This is a genomic window from Allomuricauda sp. ANG21 (genome assembly GCF_040705235.1).
Lineage (GTDB): Bacteria > Bacteroidota > Bacteroidia > Flavobacteriales > Flavobacteriaceae > Flagellimonas > Flagellimonas marina.
Map to the genome: position 1 here is coordinate 390,065 of NZ_JBFCVT010000002.1, position 23,512 is coordinate 413,576.

At 43.8% G+C, this 23,512-nt stretch carries 6 protein-coding genes; 1 reads left to right on the top strand and 5 read right to left on the bottom strand.

All coding sequences use genetic code 11. The annotated features are described in order from the left end of the window. Nucleotides 1-16: 16 nt before the first annotated feature. Genes AB1A65_RS04110 through AB1A65_RS04120 form a run of 3 tightly spaced genes read right to left on the bottom strand, consistent with a single transcriptional unit; the run spans nt 17 to nt 18,596 of the window. A complete protein-coding gene (locus AB1A65_RS04110; protein WP_366585910.1) occupies nt 17-14,260 on the bottom strand; it encodes a T9SS type B sorting domain-containing protein in 14,244 nt (4,747 codons plus the stop codon). A 2-nt stretch (nt 14,261-14,262) separates the two neighbouring features. Continuing rightward, nucleotides 14,263-16,332, bottom strand: coding sequence for a PorP/SprF family type IX secretion system membrane protein (locus tag AB1A65_RS04115; RefSeq protein WP_366585912.1), 2,070 nt, complete (start codon nt 16,330-16,332; stop codon nt 14,263-14,265). 2 nt (nt 16,333-16,334) lie between these two features. Continuing rightward, nucleotides 16,335-18,596, bottom strand: a complete 2,262-nt coding sequence (locus AB1A65_RS04120; RefSeq protein ID WP_366585914.1) for a gliding motility-associated C-terminal domain-containing protein — start codon at nt 18,594-18,596, stop codon at nt 16,335-16,337. A 264-nt stretch (nt 18,597-18,860) separates the two neighbouring features. On the opposite strand from AB1A65_RS04120, the gene AB1A65_RS04125 reads away from it, so the two are divergent. After that, nucleotides 18,861-20,546, top strand: coding sequence for a glutamine--tRNA ligase/YqeY domain fusion protein (locus tag AB1A65_RS04125; RefSeq protein ID WP_366585916.1), 1,686 nt, complete (start codon nt 18,861-18,863; stop codon nt 20,544-20,546). A gap of 301 nt (nt 20,547-20,847) precedes the next feature. Here the strand turns inward: AB1A65_RS04125 and AB1A65_RS04130 are convergent, their stop codons facing one another. Both AB1A65_RS04130 and gltX read right to left on the bottom strand, forming a co-directional pair. Beyond that, the gene (locus AB1A65_RS04130; protein ID WP_366585918.1) at nt 20,848-21,774 is read right to left on the bottom strand and encodes an SPFH domain-containing protein; all 927 of its coding nucleotides are present in this window, start codon (nt 21,772-21,774) and stop codon (nt 20,848-20,850) included. 85 nt (nt 21,775-21,859) lie between these two features. Further along, the gene (gene gltX / locus AB1A65_RS04135) at nt 21,860-23,374 is read right to left on the bottom strand and encodes a glutamate--tRNA ligase (protein ID WP_366585920.1); all 1,515 of its coding nucleotides are present in this window, start codon (nt 23,372-23,374) and stop codon (nt 21,860-21,862) included. Nucleotides 23,375-23,512: the final 138 nt, after the last annotated feature.

The window sequence follows — 23,512 nt, forward strand, 5'->3', positions numbered from 1 at the left end:
TTCAGCAGGTTAAGCGTTATTGTCGATATAAGGTAAAGTGGCCTATGAACTCGCGATCGTCATTTTCGCCATTAAGACGTATCACGTACCAGTAATCTCCTGTTGGTAACGGTTTTCCATCGTATTCTCCATCCCAACCTTGGGTATCCCGAGTCATCTTTTCCACTACTCTACCATAACGATCATAAACGGTAATTAGTACATCTGGGAAGCCTTCCATGTTGTCTGGAATCCACATATCATTTAGGCCATCTCCATCTGGAGTAAAGAAGTTTGGCATTTCAATGTCAATGAACTCCATGAATATCTCTGCAGAAACTTCACAGCCATTCTGATCTATTACAGTTACGGTATATGTGTCTGTTCTATTGATGTAGAAAGTATTGTCCGTACCATTGTTACGATCATCAAAATAGAAGGTATACTCTTCCACCCCACCAGATGCAACAGCGGTGATCTGGTTGATGTTGTTGTTTTCAAGAACCAAGGTCAATGGCTCATATCCCTCTATATTGAAATCGTATGTAGCCATACAACCGTTTGCGTGTGCTATAGTGATGTAATGGTTACCAGGAGCCATGTTTCTAAAGTCTGAAGACAATTGCATATCCGCAGGATCGGTTGAATCCAACGCATACAACACATCAGCAGAAACGGTTGGGTCTTCAAAGACAATATCCAAGAAATTATCGGGAATATTTCCAGTACACTCATACATCGGTGTAACTGTTGCGCTCAGATTAACACCAGGTTCTATTTCCACAAAAACATTGGTCTCACAACCTAAGGCATCACGAACAAACACCACATGGGTTCCAGCGGCCAAATCTTGGAATACCGTTTGATTCGGCACAAAATCAGCATCCGCATTGGAGTTCAAGGCTGTCTCGTACGGAGCCGTACCACCGGTAATCTGCAATTCAAATGCACCATCAGCACTGTTAAAGCATACTTCGTGCATAATGTTGATGGCCTCAGCCTCCAAAGGTTCAGGTTGAAGTATCTCAAACTGGAAGGTCATGAAACAACCATTTCTATCTTGAGCGATTACATCGTAAATACCTGGAGCCAAATCCGTGAATGTATTTTCTGTATCAAACTGGTCAAGGTTAGGTGAAATGGCATAGAAAATCTCACCAGTTCCTCCAGAAACCTCAACGGTAATGGTACCATCGTCCATACCCGCACAGGTAACATTAGTTGAGCTTTGATTATCAACTTGCAATGGATCAGGGTCAATAATGAGAATCTCGTTCGACACTTCTTCACAATCCTGACTGGTGACACGTACAAAGTAGCTTCCGGCTGGGAGATTGTTGAAGGTACCATTGCTTCCTGGACCACTCAATAGATTGGTCAAGGCGGCATCACCAAAGAGTTCATATTGGTAATTGCCCAGACCTCCAGTAGCTTGGGCCCTAATACTTGCTGTAGACTCACCCATACAGTTGATAAATGCCGCCGAATCATCTATGTTGATGGTCAATGGCGGAACCATATCGATACTCACCTGATTAGAGATTTGCGAAGTACAACCTCCAGGAATGTCACGGACATAGTATTGGTAAATTCCAGCACCCACCGAAATGGTTGCGGTATTGCCTGTCATTGCTGTCCATGTGGTTTGATCTATACTGTATTCATATGAACCTGAACCACCAGCCGCTGTTAATCTGATTTCGGCTTGATTGAAACAGGTCAATGTACTCAATTGAACCAGAGATGCGGACACTCGATTGGGCTCTGAAATGGTAACAGGGAGTGTTTCCACATCGCAATTCCAACCATCGGTTACGGTGATGCTGTAGATTCCAGCACCTAAATTGTTGAAGGTATCAGAAGATTGTTCTCCAGAAGTAAATACAATTGTTGTTCCAGAGGCATCATAGATATTCAATTGATATTGATAAACCCCTTCCCCACCAGTTTCGTTTTCAGCCCAGATAGATGCAGTGGTATCTCCGTAACAGGTCAACATAGTAGTTGAAGCTGCTATATCAGCAGTGATAAATGCTGGTTGAACCAACGGTATGGGCGCATTGATAACACATCCATTGGTGTCCGTAACTTGTACATCAAATGCACCAGCGGATAGTCCACCGAACACATAACTGTTCACATTGTTAACGGTATACACTTGGGCAGTGGTTGTGTTGGTCAATACAACATCGTAAGGCGGATATCCACCTGTAGGAGACACCACTATTTCTCCTTGATCATTGGTACAGGTAACACTAGCTACTTGCTGAGGAGTTACGGCCAATGGTGCACTTGGTGAAACAATAGTGATTGTGTTGGAGTTCTCCACGCACAATGGATTAGCCGTTTCGGTAACGCGAACAAAGTAATTACCACCCACCAAGGCAGGGTCTGTGATGGACAATGGATTGGTTGTGGTATTTGCACTTCCGGTGATACCGGTTGTGGTACCGTTAGAACGGAACACCTCATAATCATAGGTTCCAGTGTATCCAGTTACATTGATTTCAAGGGTGCCAGCACCGCCAAAACACACTGCCGGAGCGGTAGCCGTGGCCACCACATCGATTAGGTCATATGGAGCTATGGTATACGGAGCTGTGTTTACGTAACAACCTGTTGCATTATCCGTTACCCTGAAGGTATATGTACCCGGGTTTGTCAATTCAAAAGTAGCTGTAGTATTGCCTAATATTGTTGGAGCTGATCCGTAAGGATTTCCAATAGGCAACAATTCAAAGGTATAGGTGTTGGCCACATCGCCATTATCTGAAACCGTCAACAACACTTCTTCAGGATTGGCACAACTAATGGCCACATTCTGGGTTACATTTACAGTAAACGCATTGATTGTAGGAATCATTACAGAAGCCGTTGTGGTACAACCATTGGCATCCCTAACATAGACCGTAATATTCTGGTCAACCCCAGTATCAATCACAGTAAATGTGTTGGAAGTCTGGAAGTTGGTATTGTTCAAACTGTATGCGTAATTCGTTGTACCGCCCACCGGTGTAACCGTAATTGTTGAGGTGCTCACGGAGTTGTTTGGATTACAAACAAAGTCCGTAGCTGTAGCTGTAGCTGTCAACACCGCAGGTTCTGTAACGGAGGCATCATAGAAATCCTCGCAGGCTCTTGAAGAAATTACACGAACTCGGTAATCTCCAGCAGGAAGGTTATCAAAGATGGCACTGCTTTGTGCAAAACGATATGGCGTAACCAAATCCGACATTTCATAAAGCTCATAGGTATAGACGGGATCTACCACAGTGGCAGGATCCAATACCACGGTCAAACTACCATCAGAACCACCAGAGCAGTTCACCGGGTCCATTATGACATCGTCAATTATGGGGATAACCCTATCGTCCAACTCTTGTGTAACGGTTACCGTACATGGCGTAGCCGTATCGTTATCCGTTATGGTAAAGGTGTATATACCAGGCTGTGTAAGTCCAGTGAACACGCCAGTTGCATTGGTAAGTGTTGTAACAGCGTCTGGGAAAAGAACGTCATAGGTTAAGTTGGATGAACCACCACTCACATTTACGGTGATTCTTCCTCCCGGATCTACGGTACAATCAATAGGTTTTACTACGGTAGTGGTCGCTACCATGGCATCCAAGAGTTCAACTGGCCCAATGGTAGTGGTACAAGTCCATTGATCAGCAATCAACACCTCGTAACTTCCAGCACCCAATCCAGTGAAAATAGGGCTGGTCTGAGGTGAACCAACATTAGACCCATTACGGATAAGCTGATAGGTATAGTTACTGCCTTGTCCTCCTGCAGTTCCAATGACTTCAATCTCTCCTTGAAGGTTGGTACAGTTATCCTGATTGATTTGTAAGGTTGCTGTGATTGGGGTTGGGTCAGCCAATACAATGTTGTTTTGTACCATTTGCTCGCATCCACTGGAATCCATCACCCAAGCCTCGTATGTACCAGGAGCTAGCGTACCAAAAGATGGGCTGGCCAAGTAGTCACCAGGCCCAGAAGGAGCCGAAGTGCCCACATAATAACTGTAACCTCCCCAGCCTCCGGCAACATTGATAATTTCAATGATACCATCGTTGCCAACACAGGTTATTGGAGTAACTTGAGTAGTTCCGCTGATTGCAGCAGCAGGTCCAGCAATGGTGAATGATTCTGCATATACACAAGCAGATCCCGGAGGGTTGTTGTCTGTAACCTCAATATAGTATGTTCCAGCTGCCAAGCCTGTAATGGTAAAGCTACCATCGGCATCAGAGCCAGTAGTGGTTACATCATCGGCTAAGTTGGCTGGGGTGTTGTTGATGTCGTAATATAAGGTGTAGCTGGTCGCACTGGCATAGGTTACACTTGAAGCGTCAACCAAGTTCAGTTCAACTTCACCATCGGTTGCACCAAAGCAGGTAATGTCAGTAGTGCTTACCACATTCAAATCCAATACCTCAGGATCGGCAACGGTATGTGATACGCCAATGATACACCCTGTTACGGTGTTTCTTACTTCAAAGTTATGTGTACCCACGCTCAATCCTGTGAAGCTGCCAGAAACTTGGAAGGAACCGGCAGGTAACAGTCTAAACTCGTAGTTTGCAGGGTCTGTAATTGAAGTGGTGATAGAACCGGTTGCGGTAATGGTAATATCTTCACCGGTAACGCAGGTAGCTACAGCATCAACAGCAACACTGGCTGATAACAATTGATCGAAAGGAGCAATGGTTTCTGTGGTTGTGCCGACACAGCCATTTTCATCATACACATTTATGGTGTAAACACCGCCTGCCATATCTGTTTCAATATAAACAGGGTTGTTACCGGTTTGCACAACCACCGGAGCTTCAACAGCTACCGTATTGGGGTCGTCCTCCTCGATAAATTCATAGATTACGTATGTACCACTTCCGCCGGTAATAGAGCCCGTGTCCACCGTAATAGTGGCATTGTTCCTATTGTTTCCAGAGGCACAACCAAACTCAACCACACTGGTATTTACGTTGGCGATTGGGTCGGGTTGGGTAATTACTTGTGTTTCAGTTGCAGTACAACCGTTTGCAGCGGTTATCTCAATGGTATAGGTAATTCCAGCAGCGGTTCCTTCCAACCCAGTGAATGTAGCCGTAGTGGCGTTGCTCGTGGTTGGGGCAATTGGGAACAAAGCAGAACTACCCGGACCAGAAATGATCTCAAACGTATATGGGCCAGTTCCATTATCTACGGCAGCCACCGAAATGGTACCGTCTGCATCTCCATTACAGGTAACTTCATCAAAAGAAGTAATGTTGAAGGAAGGTAAAATGGCAGGGGGAACTGACACATTAAATACCCTTGAACATTCTGGAGAATCGGTGTTATTATCATAAATGGTTATGGTGTAATCCTCAACTGTTGTTGTGCTGAACACAAAAGGATCACTTGGTAAGGCGGTTCTACCCACCACTACACCTGAACCATCTGAAATTTCATAATCATAGCTTCCAGCAAATCCTAGAATGTCACCAGAACCTTGAAGTACATCAATGGTAATTTCGGCATCTGGACTAACGGAACAATCTAACAACTTGGTCAATGATGCACTGGCTTGAAGCAGTGGGTACACCGTAACATTACTGGTGGCAATACATCCGTTGCTGTCCAAAATGGAAACATTATACGTTCCGGGAGCAATATTGTTGAAAATACCGCTATTGTCTTCGTAGGTGGTACCACCATCCAAAGAATAGAAGATTTGTGGGGCCACACTGGTTGCAGAAATGGTCACTGTAGCAGGTGACGTACAGTTATCCACTGTAATATTATCTATGGTTGGGTTTGGAGTCAAATCCAAAATTACATCGCCCAATGGAGTAGCACAACCATATTGATCCTGCATGGAAACAGAATAGGTTCCTGCTGGAGAATTGGCGGGAATCTCAATAGGGTTATCCGATGTGGCCACAATGGTTGTGAAAGGAGCAGGTCCAGTTACGGTGTAGGTATAGATTCCACCGCCACCAAGAGGGTTTTGCACCTCAATAAGTCCAGGTGTATCACAACTGATGTCTTGTAGCACATTCGGTGTTCCAGTTAATGGGTCAAGCTCTATGAGCAGCTCATTTTCTGTTGCCCCAACACAGCTATCAACCCCACCTCCGTCTACTTCAACTACTTCAATGTAATAGTTTCCAGCGGGAAGATTGTTGATGGTTATGTCTTGAGGAGAACTGAAAGGAACGTTTCCACCGCTATTGGCAACTGACACGGGTGAACCCGAAGACATATCATATAACGCCCACCTGAAATCCGGACCTGTTGGCGCTTGATTATCGGTTACCGTATAGGTGATACTTCCGTTGTTTGCACCATCACAGCTTGGAGTTATACTTGAAGTGATTTCCAAAGGAACTGTGATGAGGTCATTGACGTTTACATTACTTTGTCGTACACATCCCGCAGCATCCCTCACATAGAAAACATAGGTTCTACCAGGTACAAGCCCTGTGAATACATAAGGTGTAAATTCGTCCTGGGCAGGTATGGTCCAAGGGTTGGTTGGTGTAATTGGGTCAAAGTTGGCCGGGTCGTCCGAATACGTATAATTATAGTCAGGAGTTCCTTCGGAACCTTGTACAGTCACCTGAAGCTCATTACAGTTTACGACAATAGCAGAGATGGAAATATCCAAATCATCCAATGGGTATGGTATGATGAATGGAGGTAAATCTGTTTGACAGATGGTGTTGTTTGACCCATCTACAGTTCTCATGGAAGGATAAACTGTTTGACCAGAAACATATCCAGTAAATTGGTCTGATGTACCGGGTACAGCGTTGTCGCCAATCCATGTAGCACCACCATCATCACTAAATTGAATGGTTCCCAAAGTGGTTGGATATCCAGAGAAGCCAAAACCAAAATCACTCGTCAAGCCAGTACATGTTGCCGGTGTAATCCCTGTTACAACGCCCGTAAGCTCATCTGGGTTATTGATGGTTTGTGTATCGGTAATGGTACAACCCGTTGCATCGGTTACATTAATGGTGTAATCCCCTGGCATTAAGTTGTAATACGTTCTACTTGAAGCTAGCACATTGGTATTGGTCTGGTTAGACGCACCTCCGTTATCCACATCAACAATTTGTATGATATATGGACTAATTCCTGAAGTAATGTTAACCAAAATGGAACCTGTTCCATCATGACACTCAGGATCCGTTGGGGTAACTGTCATGGTCAATGGAGTGGCTGGGTTCACAGTCACAGTTTCCATAAACTCACAGAAAGGAACTGTGGCCGAGTTGTCGCGAACATACACATCATAAACACCTTCATTACCCGCGGTAACAGGGAACACATTGGTGGTGGAGAAAAGTCCGGTTGGGTCACCGCCATTCAAAACAAAGGCATATTCCAAGTTGGGAACACCTCCTGATGCATTAACAGTGATACTTCCATCCGCACAAGTACTGATGTCAACAACATCCACAGAAGCTTCCAAAGCGTCTTCAATGGTTATATTTTGAAGGGTGCCCACACATCCAAAACCATCCCTAACGTTAATGGTATAGTTTCCAGCCGCTAGCCCAGCAAAGGTATGTGTTGTGGACGCTGCAGGACTTGGAGTGATCCAAGGGCCACCATTCAGGCTAAATTGATAATTTCCATTACCATCCGTAACATCCACTTGTATGGTTCCGTCGTTATTTCCGCTGTAGCAGGCAGTTTCAGTAGTTGTAAAAGTGATATCCGCAGGAGGCACTACGGTTATTGAAGCATCGGTTGGGTCTTCACAAAGGTTGGTATCCCTGACCCTAACAATATAATCTCCCGCAGCCAATCCAGAGAAAATAGGGGAAGACTGATAGGCCACTAAAACACCTCCAACGTTGTCCTCCAATTGGTATTGATAGGATGGTGTTCCTCCTGTTGCAGAAGCAGTAATAGTTGCTCCACCATTGGTACACGTCATTACACTGGTAACCGAAGCAGAAGTTACCAATGGATTGGGTTCCGTTAAAGTTTGATTTAAGGTTGTGCTGCAAGCAGGATCTCTAAGGTCTGTAATGACGATGGTATGAGCTCCCGCAGCCAAACCGTTTATGGTTATTGGACTGGCAAATTGGGCAGCAGAAACCGCACCACCATCTACTTGGTAAGTAAATCCAGTTCCTGGCTCAAAGTTTTCGGCCTCAAAAGTAATGGAACCATCTGCGGCACTGTTACAAGTAAGGTTTGAAAAGGCTGTTATTCCAGCATCAAAAGCATGCCCGTCCTCCACGTTTACGTTAACAGTCAATGTTCCAGAACACACTTCGGGAGTTTGGAAAGCTTCAATATCATCGATGGCTATATCGTTACCTCCAGTAACCGCAGAATTGGTTCGGATTACAATATCCAAATTGCTGTTGGCACCGGGATTTAGGGTTACACTGTAGTTCTGCCAATCGTTGGCACCGTTGTTTTTAGGGACTTGGCCCGTAGTTGTACTGGCAATTACAGTTCCAACACCATCTACCAATTGAATATCGATGTCTGGGTCAGCACCTCCAGTTCCGTTGCGCAATAAGTTGAAAGCCCACAATGAAATGGTAATATCACGGTTTGGAATTACCTCTATATCTCTTTTGGCATAGATGATTCCGTTTGGTCCTACAGCACCACCAACATTCATGGCCAAGAATCTACCGTTGGCCATCCCCGAGTGGTCATTTGGACTTAACCAGGTTCCGTAGGGGTTAACAATAAGTTGAGTTACCGAATATTCCCCATCTTGAATATGGGTGTCCGTGCCAAAACCACAAAGACTTGCACTACCATCTTGGGGTTCGTAGCAATAGGCAGGGTCAACTTCCGGAATACTGGTGTTTGGCCCTGTTCCAAAAGTTTCCAATAACAGCACACTTGGGCTTGGTGCTGAATTACTGGTATAGTTTACGGTTACGGTGTGGCTTCCAACTGTAACGTTGTTGAATACGTTTGAATCTGCAGGGGTGTTTGGAGTTCCATCCAGCTCGTAGGTATAATCAAAATCTGCACTATCTGGAGTAAGTGTCACAGTACCTTCGCCATCACATTCGTAGTCAATGGAAGGGGTTACATTTGGTGGCGTTGGCTCTGGATCTATGGTTACCGTCATAGGGTAGGTACACAGATTGGCATCCCTAATATACACGGTATGGGTTCCCGGTAACAAATAGCCGATAGAGCTTGCACCATAGCTGGTTCCACCATTAAAACTGTACTCGTAAGGAGCAGTTCCACCAATGGCATTGGTGATTCTAACTTCGGCACCCAACCCTGGATTACACTCTGCCAATTGCGTAACAGCGGCAGATGCGGAAAGGGTCAAGGGTTCGGTAATGGTATAAATTTGATTAACGATACAGTTATTGGCATCCCTAACCCTGATGTTGTAACTGCCCGCTGCTTGGTTTACAAAGGTGTTTGAAGCTTGGAAAGTCGCCCCATTGTTGATACTGTATTGATAAGGTGCTTCACCCCCTGAAGCGGTGATGGTAATGGTGGCCTGAGCCTCACCACTACACAAGATTCCTGAATCGGACACAGAAATGGCTAAAGGAGGGTCTTGGGCTATTGTAATGTCGTAAGAGGCTTCACAATATCCGGCATTACCATTGTTATCACGGACATATACGTCATAATCTCCAGCACCGGTTACCGTAACCGGGTTGGTGATAGAGAAATCCCCAGCATTTGGGGTAACGCCATCAGCAACTACGGCATAGACATAACTTCCATCACCACCGGCAGCGGTAATGTTTATATCGGTGTCAGTGGTACATGCGGTAATGTTTGGAGCGGAAGCAACAACACTCAACTCTGGGTCAATAGTGATTGAAGCTGTGTCCGTACAGGTATTTCCATCCCTAACTTGGATGGTGTACGAGCCAGGTCCCAACCCAGTGAATACGTTATTTATACCAAAAGGACCACTATTAAGGCTGTATTCATAATTACCATCACCACCAGAGGTAACGTTGGCAGTCAAGGTAAGGCCTACGGCATCATCATAGCAAGTGTCATTGGGTACAATGGCCAAAACAGGAGGTACGGCATCTATGATGTCAAATGTGTCTGTAAAAACACAACCATTGGCATCAGTAACAGTATAGGTATAGGTTCCAGCTATGGTCAAGTTGTTGAATAGACCATTGGCTTGCGGGCCAAAAGTTGCTGGCCCAGCAGTAATTTCATATGTGTTACTACCCCATCCACCGGAAGCAGTAATGGTCACCGACCCTGGTGAAGGACAGGTTGGCTGTGTAACCGATTCACTGGCTGTTAAAGCCGAAGGAGGTGCGTTGATGGTTACATTCGCTGAATCGGTACAGTTGGTAAAGTTGTCGGTAACTGTTATGGTGTAGGTTCCTGCAGCCAATCCGTTCAATGAGATTGTATTATTGGTCTCAGCAGTTCCTGAAAAAGTGGCAGGACCCGTTACGGAGTAATCATAATCGGTGTTGAAGTTGCTTACAGTGTATAGCAATTCACCGTCGGAATCACCAAGGCAGGTAATGTTGCTTACCAGTTGCCCCACTACGGCAATTTCCGTAACAGGATCTATGGTGAAAGATTCATCATAGGTACACCCTTTATCGTCGGTTACCCTAAAAATGTATGTGTCGGGGGCCAATCCATCAAAATCTGCTGAACCACCAGAAGTTGAGGTGGCAGCAATAGCAGATGGCGCAATGATTTCAAAAACAAAAGGAGTGTCTCCGTCCACAACAGATACAGTAACATCCGATGTAAATGATGGACAGCTTGGATTTGTGGCCGTAAAGGTTAAATCCGTTGGTGGGTTCAAAGGGTCTATGGTAATAGTATTGGTCACAACAGTACACCCGTTGGCATCCCTAACCGTTATGGCATACGTACCGTCAGTTAAATTTGAGAAAGTAGGGCTGGGTACAAAGTTAACCCCATCAATACTGTATTCATACGGAGCAACACCTCCAGCAGCATTTTGTGCTTCAATAATGGCATCTTGCAAACACGTATACTCTTGCACCACAACAGGGTCTGGGTCAACGGTCAATGCCGTTGGCCCACTGATGGTAAAAGTTTCAAAAGTATCGCAAGAAACAGCACCTTGGGTTTGGGTTATGGTCAATGAATAGTTTCCTTGGGGCAGCCCGGTAAAAGTACCCGACGCGTTTGTTGCCGTAGAAGTATCCGGATAGGTCAGTGTATAGGAAAGGCTGTAACCATATGAATTGGTAACATTTACAGCAAAGGAGCCATTGCCAAGTCCGAAACATGTTTCATCTGATAAGGAGGTAGTGTAGTCAATGGCAGGGGCCACAACAATGGAAACACTATTGGTGAATGCGGGACAGTTATTGCCATCCAAAACAACAAACTCATAATCTCCTTCTTCCCCATTGGTAAAAGTGAACCCTCCATTGGTTTGGAAAGCACCTCCTGGGATATCGCTAATATCGGTATAAAGATCAGTGCCGTTATAGCTCCAGATGGCATAGAAATAGTTTGGGTTTGGGAACCCACCTGTTGCGGTCACCATTATGGTTCCGTCGGTACAGTCAATGTTTTTTGTAGTGATGGCCGTGGCCGCTAAATCCGTTATGTCGTTGATGGTTACCTGTTCTGTATAATCACAACCATCATCAGTTGTTACAGAAACGTCGTATACGCCATCGCTCAAGTTTTCAAAGGTATAGTTGTTGTCAGATGAAGGACCATAGGTATCCACCACGGTTCCGCCTTGGGAAATTTCATAATAGTATTGTGCCTCTACATTGAGTACGGAAATGGAAATTTCGCCAAGACCGTTGCAATCGGTATCCTTGGTGTCTACATCCACCTGAAAGTTCCTATCCAAGATACCAATGTTGTCCAAGACAAAGACACAACCATCAGTAACACCAATTTGTCTCATTTCAACGGTATAGGCTCCGTTAGTATCAATGGTAAAACTGGGGTTGGGGTTATACGCCTCTATAACATTACCCGTAGATTGATCTATAAGTCTGTACTCGTAATTGGCAGGCATATTGGTCACGGTGATGTTTCCGTCCGTGTCACAAATAATATCTTCCGAAGTATATTGAGGATTCAATGGGTTTTTGTAGATGTTGAAATAAAATCTACTGAAACATCCATTTTGATAGTTGATAACTAATCGATATTGACCAGAATCTGATGCTAAAAAGTCGTTCCCGGTATCCACTGTATTCCAGGTACAACCGCTATTGGTATTGGCACAGTCTTGTGTTGCTGCGGCACAACTGGCCTCATCTAGTTGCTCCCAAACAATGCTTTGGGCATCAGGAATGTTCACTTGGATCAATTCTGTATCGTTGAGGCCGCACAAAAAGATTTCGGGCAGCTCGCTACCATCATTGGGGCAAACCACAATTTCTCCATCAATAGTGTTTGAAGTATCATTGATCAAAGCCGTAATAGGGTTGGATTGCACGCTTCCAAACAGTTCTACGGTAATGATTTCCATAAAATCCTTACAAGGGTCGGCCACTTGCTTGTCCACCAAATAAGTTCCCACTTCGGTAACCAATATGGTACTAGGATCATTATCGGCATCAGCATCGGTAATAACGGTATCCGTTCCCAAATCTATTTGGTTATTGCCGTTTTCATCCCTATACCAGGTATAGCTGTCAAAATTATCACCGGCATCCAAGAGCACATCGGTACCACAGAGTTGAACGGTTCTGCTAAAATTACAAGCACTAAGGTCGTCTAACAAGAAGTTGGTCGCTCCCGGTGTTGCAAAACCACAACCATCAAATTCAGAAACACTGGGGTCGTCTGTTATTTGGGCATTATTGATAGCTCCACTATAGGTGGAATAGGCTAAATTTTGGATAATATCGGTACAGGCGTCAATAAAATCAAAACAGTTTTCTGCTACTTGTACCCGCATACGGATGGTGGCCACTGGGTCACCTTCCTCTACTAAGCTGTCTGGTATATTGAACAAAATGGTCCGTGTGGCTGGATCGTAGGAATAGGTTACTCCTGCGGGCATGGAGATACTTCCTTCATCGAGAGTGACATTTATGGGCAGTACGTCTCTAATGGTATAATCAACAGCGTCATCGTTTCCAATGTTTTCAAAGGAAAGCACATAGTCCAAAAATTGGCCTAGGTTTACACCCTGTCCTGTAATGTCGTTTCCACCAATATCTTCAACGGTTTTGGTAAGAGCCATGTTGGGCTCTATAATCTCTACATCCAAAGAAGTAAAGAAAATGTCATATTTATCCTGTGTGGAGGACGCCCTTAATGTGGCTCCGGTCTCGCTGTTTGGGATAACACTTTGGCTTGGGTTTGGAATGGTGAATAAATCTACGTCCCATCCCAAGGTATTTACACTGTTGGGGTTCCGTGTGGTAATAATATTGTCCTCAATGGTAATGTTACTGTTGAAAAAGTTGTTGGTAGGGTTAACCGTGTTTCCAAGGGTTGTAAAAGAAGCGTTGCTATCAGCACGAATGGCCAATCTGTCCCCAGAAATTCTATTGTCCCCTTCCAAGGTGGCCACACCCAATTTGGCACGTACTGGGAAAGGCGCTGGCAAAGTAGTAAAGCCACTAAACGGAATATCTACAGTTTCTCCCGACTTTACACCGGCGTATCCATCAAATGTAGTGATGAATTTTCCCGGAAGTGTTGGGTTTTCATAGACCACAACCAGAGTCCACCCCCCAGAAACACCACCTTGTACGCTACTGCCTGAGCTGGCCCTAACATTGGCCACAAAATATTCTCCATCCGGACTTGCCAATCCGGTTAGTATGGAGGTTACATCTTTGTAACAGGCGTACGGTGCATAGTTTCCAAAATCTGAATCACCGTCACCATCAAATAGAATTTCGTCTGCAGTAAGATCTACATAGGAGGCTCCGGGTACTTGAAACTTGACTTGGTTAAAATCAGTACTTCTGTTAGAATCACTATACACAGCAGACCAATATAGTCCGGCATAACGAATCAAGGAACAGTCAGTATCCGGTATGGACAAAGTAGCACTACTGGAACTGAAAGTGGTGGGGTCACTATCAATATCTATGTATTGCATGTTCAAGTTATCGTTATAAGACGAACTTGAACCCGTTGTGTTATAGGGGTCTTCGGGATCACTTCCTGAAGAATCCCGGTTTACTATATTATTGGCGATGAACGTAAGATCTCCCCTAAGTTCATTTTCATAGCGGACATCAAAAGTGTTCTTAACCTGAGAGCTACCCACCCAAGAGGTGAGTGCCATCCCAAAGAACAGCAATATTTTAAGTAAATGTTTGGCCATGGTTAGCTATTGTAGTTTGGTTTTACTCGTAGAATCCACATTTCGTCATCATACGAGGCATTTAGTTTGGAGTAGTATGAGGTTAGGGCATTGCTCCAGGTTTCATGTTTTTTGAGGTATACATATCTGTAATTGTCCTCTGGATTTATGAAATAACTGGCATTGAGCCCCTTTGCGTTCAATTCTTTTACAAAGCGGTTGGCGCTTGATGAGTTATCAAAAACATTGGCAATGATGTAATAACCAGAGCCTACGCCACCTATCCTGTAGTTGCTGTAGGATGCTTTTGATTTGCCGAGCTTGGTTTTGGCCACATTCTTGTGCAGCACAGTATCATCATATTTTGAATCTTGCGTGTCCGCCATTGAGCTGAATCCACCAAAACCAGAGTTTCCATCATTAACATTCATTACCCAAGCATCTCCTTGATAGGCTCCGTTCAAATTGGTATGATAGGCGTTCAAAGCCTCTTTTTTCTCCTTATAGCCTTCCAAATACACGTAATTGAGGCCATTTTTTGGATTGGTAAAGTACCCCGCTTCAATACCTTCTGATTGCAATTTTTCTACAAAGGCCGTTGCATTATCCTCGTTCTTGAAAACATTGGCAATCAAATAATGCCCGCTTTCCACATTTGGAATGGCATGGGATTTAAAATGGGTTTTGGTTGCTTTTTTGGCTCTGTAGGTCTTGTCTTTTTTAACTTCTGAGGTGCTAGCCATTCTAGAGTTGGCACCATTGTCATTTAGTCGGATGACTTTTTTGGCGGCAGTTGTGTTGGAAAGACCATGATTGGACAGGGGTTGGTTCTTTGTTGATACTAGATCGGCACTGTCCGCATTGGCAAAATATACTTCTTTGGCTTTTTCCTCTAGCTGAGGATTTTCACCACGGGTTTCACGACGCACCATTTTCATCACGGTTTCAAACCTTTTTTCAAGGTCTTGTCGCCTGTTGGTTTCAATGGAGTCTTGGCGCATTAAAAGCTCATCCAAGATGGCATCGTTTTCGGCCAATTTTTCTTTGAGCTGGGCAATTTCCAGGTCTTTGTCCGTAATGTTGAGGCTGTCTTGGGGCACGTTTTCGTTTTCAACAAGCTCCTCCCCTTCTTTTTCAAGCATTACGCGGTCTTCGGTAAGGTTTGGAGTGAAGGAATAGGCCAAGGAAATTTCGTGACTAACGCCAAAATTTTCAAAGTTGTTGGTCAAACCCTTTTCAACGGTATACCCAAGGGATAGGTTTTTGTTCAGATTGAACCCCAATCCCGCAGATGCTCCATAGAAATCATCGTATCCAGCTTGAATCCAGCCTAGTTTTGGCAAATCCAAGATGAGGTTTCCGCCCAACACGAGATTTTCATCACCTACTTTTCGAACACGCGCCAAAGGCATTAGCCGTGCTTGTTCCATAATCCCTGCTCCGTTTTCAAACTGATAGGTATATTGTAGGTGACCGGAATAGGTTTTCTCAGCAAAATCAGTTACGGATTCACTGTTTTTCAGATTGTAATCAAATAAGTTTTCGGCGAAACCACCAACATCAAACTTCCCAATGGAAAGGTTGAAACCAGGTTGAAAACTTACCAAGGAGCTACTTTCCAGCGTATTCAAGAATGGATCATCTTCAACCGCATTGGCCCTGTCTTGATTAAAGGCACTTTGATAATAGGAAAAGTTGGCTCCAAAAGTAAAGGAGGTCTCTTCACCCAACCGCACGCCATAAGCGTAGTTGGCGTGAACACCAAAGTTGTTGAAAAGACCTTCGCGATTGGTAAACAATGATAAACCGACACCACTTCGATCACTTACCCTACCACTATAACTCAAGAAATATACCTGATTATTGTCATCAAAAGAAACCGATTGGTTTCTGTGAAACAAGTTGATATAGGACTTGTCTTCACGAACCGTTGAAAAGGTTGGGTTCAATAAAAACCTATTGAACTTCAACAGGTTCTGTGAAGGAATGTTATAGGGTACAAAGGGATCCTCCTCTTGTCCGTGAACTAGGTTCGCGGAGAAAAAAAGTAGCAAGAAGGATGTAAGTAATAGTATCGGTTTTTTGGTCTGCATCGCTATTTTATAACAGTTATGGTGCCCTGCTTCAGGGCTTTTCCACCCCGTGTGATCTTGTAATAGAAGATCATGCTGGGCTTGTTAAATGCCATTGTGGATTGTGGCCAGTTGTTTTCATATGCCGTTTGACTGAACACTTGTTCACCTCTTTCATTGAAAATGGTTACTAGTACATTCTGGTCTCTGGAATAGGTGTTTGGCAGAATCCACAGGTCGTTTATTCCGTCGCCATTGGCAGTGATTACGTTTGGAATCGCGAACATGTCACGGTAGACAACAGTGATAACGCGACTAACCGTACAGCTGCCAAAGCTGGCCACAAGCAAGTATTCACCTTCCTCTTGGAAGCCATATGAATCTTGGGTGGCAATTAAATTGTTGTTGGCATCGAACCACTCATAGGAATCGGCGCCACTGGCGGTAATGGTTCCCGTTTCACCTTCTATTATAATAAGGTCTTCGGGTTTGTCCAGTACAAGCAAGGATTCGTCGAAAGCCCGTATGGCAACCTCGTTGGAGATTATTGGGCAGTCGTTGGTTCGTATAATTAATTGGTATGTACCAATTTCGTTAGCAGTGAAACTTTCTGATGAGGTATCAACAACTTGACCATCTTTCAACCACTCAAAAGTTTGATCCGTTAAGCTTTGAGAACTTGTAAGAACAATGGCTTCACCACCTTCACATAGTATTGTGCCGTTGGCAGAAATGTTCAAGTTTTGGTTTGCTGAAAGCTTTACGTTTATGGTGTTGGATGTTGCATTAAAACCATCCAAGGTACCATCCAGCTTGTATGCTCCATTGTCTTCTTGATTGGAGACTGTGATGGTTTTAGAGGTTTCACCGCTAATAGTGGCACCATCAAGCTTCCATTGGTAGACAAATGATGATTCTAACTCAGCAGTCACATCAGTTTTGGCACCAGTATCGCTAACGGCCTTAACTGCAGCTAGACTGATCGTGGCATCGGTGTTTTCACAATCAGTGTATGCGCCAATAAACTCAATCTCCAATTCAAAGGAATCAGGTGAAACAATGGTTGTTATTTCTGAGGTTTTTGGCCCAGCTGAGCAACTGCCGCCATTGTCAGTAACTTCGGCGTAGTATTCACCTACTGTATTCACAACCAATGAGCTGTTGGTGGCATCGGCAATTGGAGCACCATCTTTGTACCATTGATAGGTCGGTGAGTCAGCGGTTGTGCTAACGGACAGTGTTTTGCTTTGAGAAGGTAATAGAACAATATTTTCTTCATTCTGTCTGGATACTTCAAATGAACCAGCGCTTCTTAAGGCTACTTTCGATGATCGCTCGGTGCAGGCTGAAGGACCACTAATTTCAACCTCGTAATCACCTTCAAACCCGGAAATGCCGGTATTTACAGCAAAGGTGGAACCCTCTAAAGTTGGACCACTAATTACGTCGCCATCTTTTAACCATGTATAGGTAAGACCCATGCCGGAAATGCTTGCCTCTAGTGTGTAGGGGTCGCCCGGACAGAGCTCCACATTACTATCACCATTAATGGCAATGCCCAAACTGCTACCATTGCTTATTTCAATGGTATTTGAGAGCGTGTTGGCCGAACCAGAGCAAATGGAACCATAATCCAATTCCACGTAATACATTCCTGGTGTTGAAACCGTTATGTTTTCCGTTTTTTGGGCAAGGAGTGTACCGCTTCTGTACCAATTATAGAGATAAGTTCCTGCATTGGGGATGTTGTGCGGCTTTAGAGTCACCGAACCGCCACCACATATTTGTATCAATCCACCAGCGGGGATAGTTCCACTACCATTCTCACTTATAAGCAGAGGAGAATTGTAATCAATATAGTACATAGGATATGCATCGGAAGCCGGGCTTGTTTTGGCCGGACTTGTACTTCGAACCCTGAATTTGTAGCCTTCGCCGCGGATATCATCGGGCAGGGCAAATTCAAACTCAAAGTCGAAAACCGTGTTTTTATCTGCGACACGGGCCAATTCCCTTGGGGAACCAAAGTTTCCATAGGAATCAGAAAGCTCTAAAATGAATTCATTGTTGGAATCCACCAAGGGTGGGCTCCAAGTGAAGTTCACAAAATATTCGTTGAAACTGGCGGAAGCACATGCTGCGGTCCAAGCCGAATTACCGGCCAAGTTGGGGTTGTCTGCAGCTATGGGCTTATTGAGCACTTGGGCCGTTAATGAGGTGTTGCCCAGAAGCATCATGGCCATAGCCAGAACGAGAATGCCATACGTTGAACTACTTTTTTTCATCAGCGTTAGTTTTAAGAGGTTGTGGGCAATAATTGCCCGTTAGTTTGTGCCCCTTAATTTCTTTAGTTCATTGCGGCGTTGTTCTGACGCCACGTATTCATATAGCATTCCAATAACAAATATGATTTTAATTTCGTCGAAAGGAAAGATATTGTTGTAGGTGGCACCAAAAGTGTTGTGAAATGGCTTACTTTGTATACACCAATGGCTGAATAATAGCTATGAACACTGGATTTTACTACATTTGCGCTTCAAAATTTGGATATGGCGGAAGAAGCTAAATCATTGAACTTTATAGAGCATATCATTGAAGATGATTTGCGAAACGGGTATGCAACGAACGAATTGCGTTTTCGGTTCCCCCCGGAACCCAATGGATATCTTCATATTGGCCACGCCAGCTCCATTTGCTTGAACTTTGGTTTGGGATTGCGGTATAATGCCCCGGTCAATCTTAGATTTGATGATACCAACCCTGCGAAAGAGGAGAAAGAGTATGTGGATGCCATTAAAAACGATGTGTCCTGGCTTGGGTATGAGTGGGATACAGAATGTTATGCATCGGATTACTTTCAGCAGTTGTACGATTGGGCTGTGAACCTCATTAAAAACGGAAAGGCGTATGTAGATAGCCAAACTTCTGAAGAAATAGCGAATCAAAAGGGAACGCCTACTGAGCCGGGCACAGAAAGCCCATATCGGAGCCGTTCTGTTGAGGAAAATTTGCAGCTTTTCGAGGGAATGAAGAACGGGGAATTTAAAGAGGGCGCCCATGTCCTTCGTGCCAAGATTAACATGGCCTCACCCAATATGTTGATGCGCGACCCTGTGATGTATCGAATCCTTCACAAGGCACACCACAGAACCAATACCGATTGGTGTATTTATCCAATGTATGATTGGACCCATGGAGAGAGTGATTATATTGAACAGGTCTCCCACTCTTTATGTACACTGGAGTTTTTACCGCATCGTGAACTTTATGATTGGTTTTTAGACCAATTGGTATCAAAGGATAAACTTAGACCAAAGCAACGCGAATTTGCCCGAAGAAACCTGAGTCACACTGTGGTGAGCAAACGGAAGCTGTTACAATTGGTGGAAAAAGGTGTTGTTGAAGGATGGGATGACCCCAGAATGCCCACCATTTCTGGTTTGCGCAGAAGAGGTTATACTCCGGAGTCCATCAAGAATTTTGCGGACACCATCGGTATCGCCAAACGTGAAAATGTGGTAGATGTTTCCTTGTTGGAATTTCATGTGCGGGAGCACTTAAATAAGATTGCACCACGTGTTATGGCGGTTCTTAACCCCTTAAAGTTGGTGATTACCAATTACGAAGAAGGAAAAGAGGAATGGTTGGAAGCAGAGAATAACCCCGAGGATGAGTCTGCCGGTAGTAGAAAAGTTCCTTTTTCACGCGAGCTATATATTGAACAAGAGGACTTTAGAGAGGAGGCTAATCGCAAGTTCTTCCGATTGAAACTGGGGGGGGAAGTGCGCTTGAAGAATGGCTACATTATAAAGGCTGAGAGTTGTACTAAGGATTCGGATGGAAATGTGGTTGAAGTACAATGTACCTATGACCCAAAAAGTAGGAGTGGTTCTGGAACAGAAGAAAGTTTGCGAAAGGTAAAAGGTACTTTGCACTGGGTTTCCATTCCTCATGCCATTACGGCCGAAGTACGATTGTATGATCGCCTTTTTAATGACCCAACCCCAGATGGACATAAGGATAAAGATTTCATGGATTTCATCAATCCAGATTCCTTGGAAAAAGTTACAGGATATTTGGAACCAAGTTTAAAAGATGCAGAAATTGGAGACCAAGTTCAATTTCAACGATTGGGTTATTTTAATGTGGACAAAAGTTCTACTCCTGACCATCTCATTTTTAATAGAACGGTTACGTTGAGGGACACCTGGGCCAAATTGGAGCAAAAAAACTAGCATAAGTTTTTCTTATTAATAATAAGGCGTGCCATTTGGTTTTCTTATTAAAAAAGCCTCATTTTAAAGCGTTTTAATGAGCTTTCGGGAAATGGCAATCCGTTCCCAAGCATGTTTTAGCGATCTTTCAATATAGCGCATGTATTGAAGAAATTTGCTTCAAAGAAATCATTAGGAACATCTATAGTTTTTTAAGTAAGAAATATCTGTATTAAACTACAATGGGAGCCTATTGGCTCCCATTTTTTAGTGTGGTGTCATATTGAGCCTACCTTTGTCGGCAGACTCGAACTGACATTGTTTATTCCTCTTTCTTTTTGTTGTGTTGTTTCATGGCCTCACCAATTTGATTGCTTGCGGTAAACGAGGCCACCATATTGTTCAACATATCGCTTCCGGCTTGGGGTGAATTGGGCAACAATATTAAATTGGTATTGGTTTCTTCACCAATGGCCTGAAGTGTATCGTAATGTTGGGTCACAACAATCAAAGCAGATGCTTCCTGAGAATTTATGCCAACCTTGTTCAGCACCTCGACGGATTCTTCCAGACCTCGGGCAATTTCTCTACGCTGATCGGCAATACCTTGACCTTGGAGTCTTTTGCTCTCCGCTTCGGCCTTGGCTTTTTCCACAATCAGGATTCGGGCGGCATCCCCTTCAAATTGGGCGGCAATCTTTTCACGCTCCGATGCATTGATGCGATTCATGGCCGCTTTTACCTGTGGATCAGGATCAATGTCAGTAACCAGGGTTTTTATGATGTCATAGCCATATTCCAACATGGCATCTTGCAATTCTGATTTTACGGCAATAGCGATATCGTCTTTTTTAACAAAGACATCATCCAATTTCATTTTGGGAACTTCGGCACGCACCACATCAAAAACATAGGAGGTAATTTGGTCATGGGGATATTCCAATTTATAAAATGCTTCGTAAACTTTCGATTGGATGACCACGTATTGTACGGATACTTTGAGTTTTACAAATACATCGTCCAAGGTTTTGGTCTCCACTATTACATCCAATTGTTGGATTTTTAGGCTCAACCTGCCAGAAATGCGGTCCACAATGGGTATTTTCATTTGTAAACCCGAGTTGCGGATGCTTTGAAATTTACCGAACCGTTCCACAACAACGGCGGTTTGCTGTTTTACTATAAAGAAAAATTTGAACAGAATGATTAATCCAATGAATACAATCGGGATAAATAAAAAGTTGCCCATGGTCTTAAGATTTTATGTTAGAAATGGAAATTACGAAACTCTCTAACATATAAGTGCGCAACCGTCAAGTTTTGTTACACATTCATCAATTAGAAAGTGCCGAAATTGCGTTTTTTATGCGATGTATACTTTCCTCTTTGCCTATCAGCTCCAAGATATCGAACAAATGAGGTCCTTTCATATCACCTACAATGACCAATCGAAAGGGAGGCATTACTTTTCCAAAGGAAAGTTCTTTTTTGCCAATCCAGTCTTTGATGATGGTTTCTATAGTGGCAGAGGTAAAATCAGTGATGCCTTCCAAAACCGAGACCACTTGTTTCATGATTTCAGGAGTATCTTCCTTCCACTGTTTTCTTACAGCCTTTTCATTGTATTCAGTTGGTGTTTTGAAGAAGTAATCGGACAATTCCCAAAAATCGGATGCAAATGTTGCTCGTTCTTTAATCAAGGAAACGACCTTGGTGACGTAGCCCTTATCGTTCAAAGTTTCGACTCCGCTCAACCTAGCATCATGGTTTTGAATGAAGAGTTCTGCAAGCTCCTCATCACTCTTAAGCTGCAACCACTGCTGATTATACCAATTGTTCTTTTCTGGGTCAAAACGCGCTCCAGATTTGTTCACCCGTTCTAAACTGAAGCTGTTGACCAATTCTTGCAAGGAAAAGATTTCCTGTTCCGTTCCCGGATTCCATCCTAAAAGTGCCAAAAAATTAACGACCGCTTCTGGAAAAAAACCTGCTTCTCGATATCCTTCCGATTGGTTCCACGACAAAGGGAAAACCGGAAAACCTCCTTTTTCTCCATCTCGCTTACTGAGTTTTCCTTTTCCGACCGGTTTCATGATTAAGGGTAAATGTGCAAATTGAGGAGCATTCCATCCAAAGGCATCATACAACAGTTGGTGCAGTGCCAAAGACGGTAACCATTCCTCACCCCGAATTACATGGGAAATCTGCATGAGGTGATCATCAACAATATTGGCCAAATGGTAGGTGGGCATGCCATCGTTCTTAAAGAGGACTTTATCGTCCAAAATGTTGGTGTCTATTTTTATTTCACCACGGATGATATCGTTTAAAACCAATTCTTCATCTTGTGGGGATTTAAAACGAATAACATAATCCTCCCCAGCATTTAATTTGGCTTGTACTTCATCTGAAGATAGCGATAGCGAATTGGAAAGTTTTAAACGGTTATGCCAATTGTAGATAAAGGTTTTGCCCTTTTCTTCATGGTCCTTTCTATGAAAATCCAATTGTTCGGCAGAATCAAAAGCGTAATAGGCTTTCCCTTTTTCAACAAGTTGCATCGCATAGTTTTTGTACATACCCTTGCGCTCACTTTGTCGATAGGGGCCAAAACCGTCCTCTTTCCCTGGTCCTTCATCAAAAGGAATTCCACACCAGTTCAACGCTTCAATGATATAAGCTTCAGCACCTTCAACATATCTATTTTGATCTGTATCCTCTATACGAAGTATAAACGAGCCGTTATGTTTTTTAGCAAACAGATAATTGAACAAGGCGGTTCGTAGACCACCAATATGCAAAGGCCCAGTTGGGCTGGGGGCAAATCGTACCCGTACGTTTTCACTCATGGTTTATGCGCTTGAATGGCAAAGATACATTGCCTTGTATGATTTGAAAAGGGATTCGGTGGCGGTTTTTGTTGTAGAGAATAACCTGATACCCCAAGGTTTAACAAAAATTTTTCGAATGATTTCCCCAGTAACGGG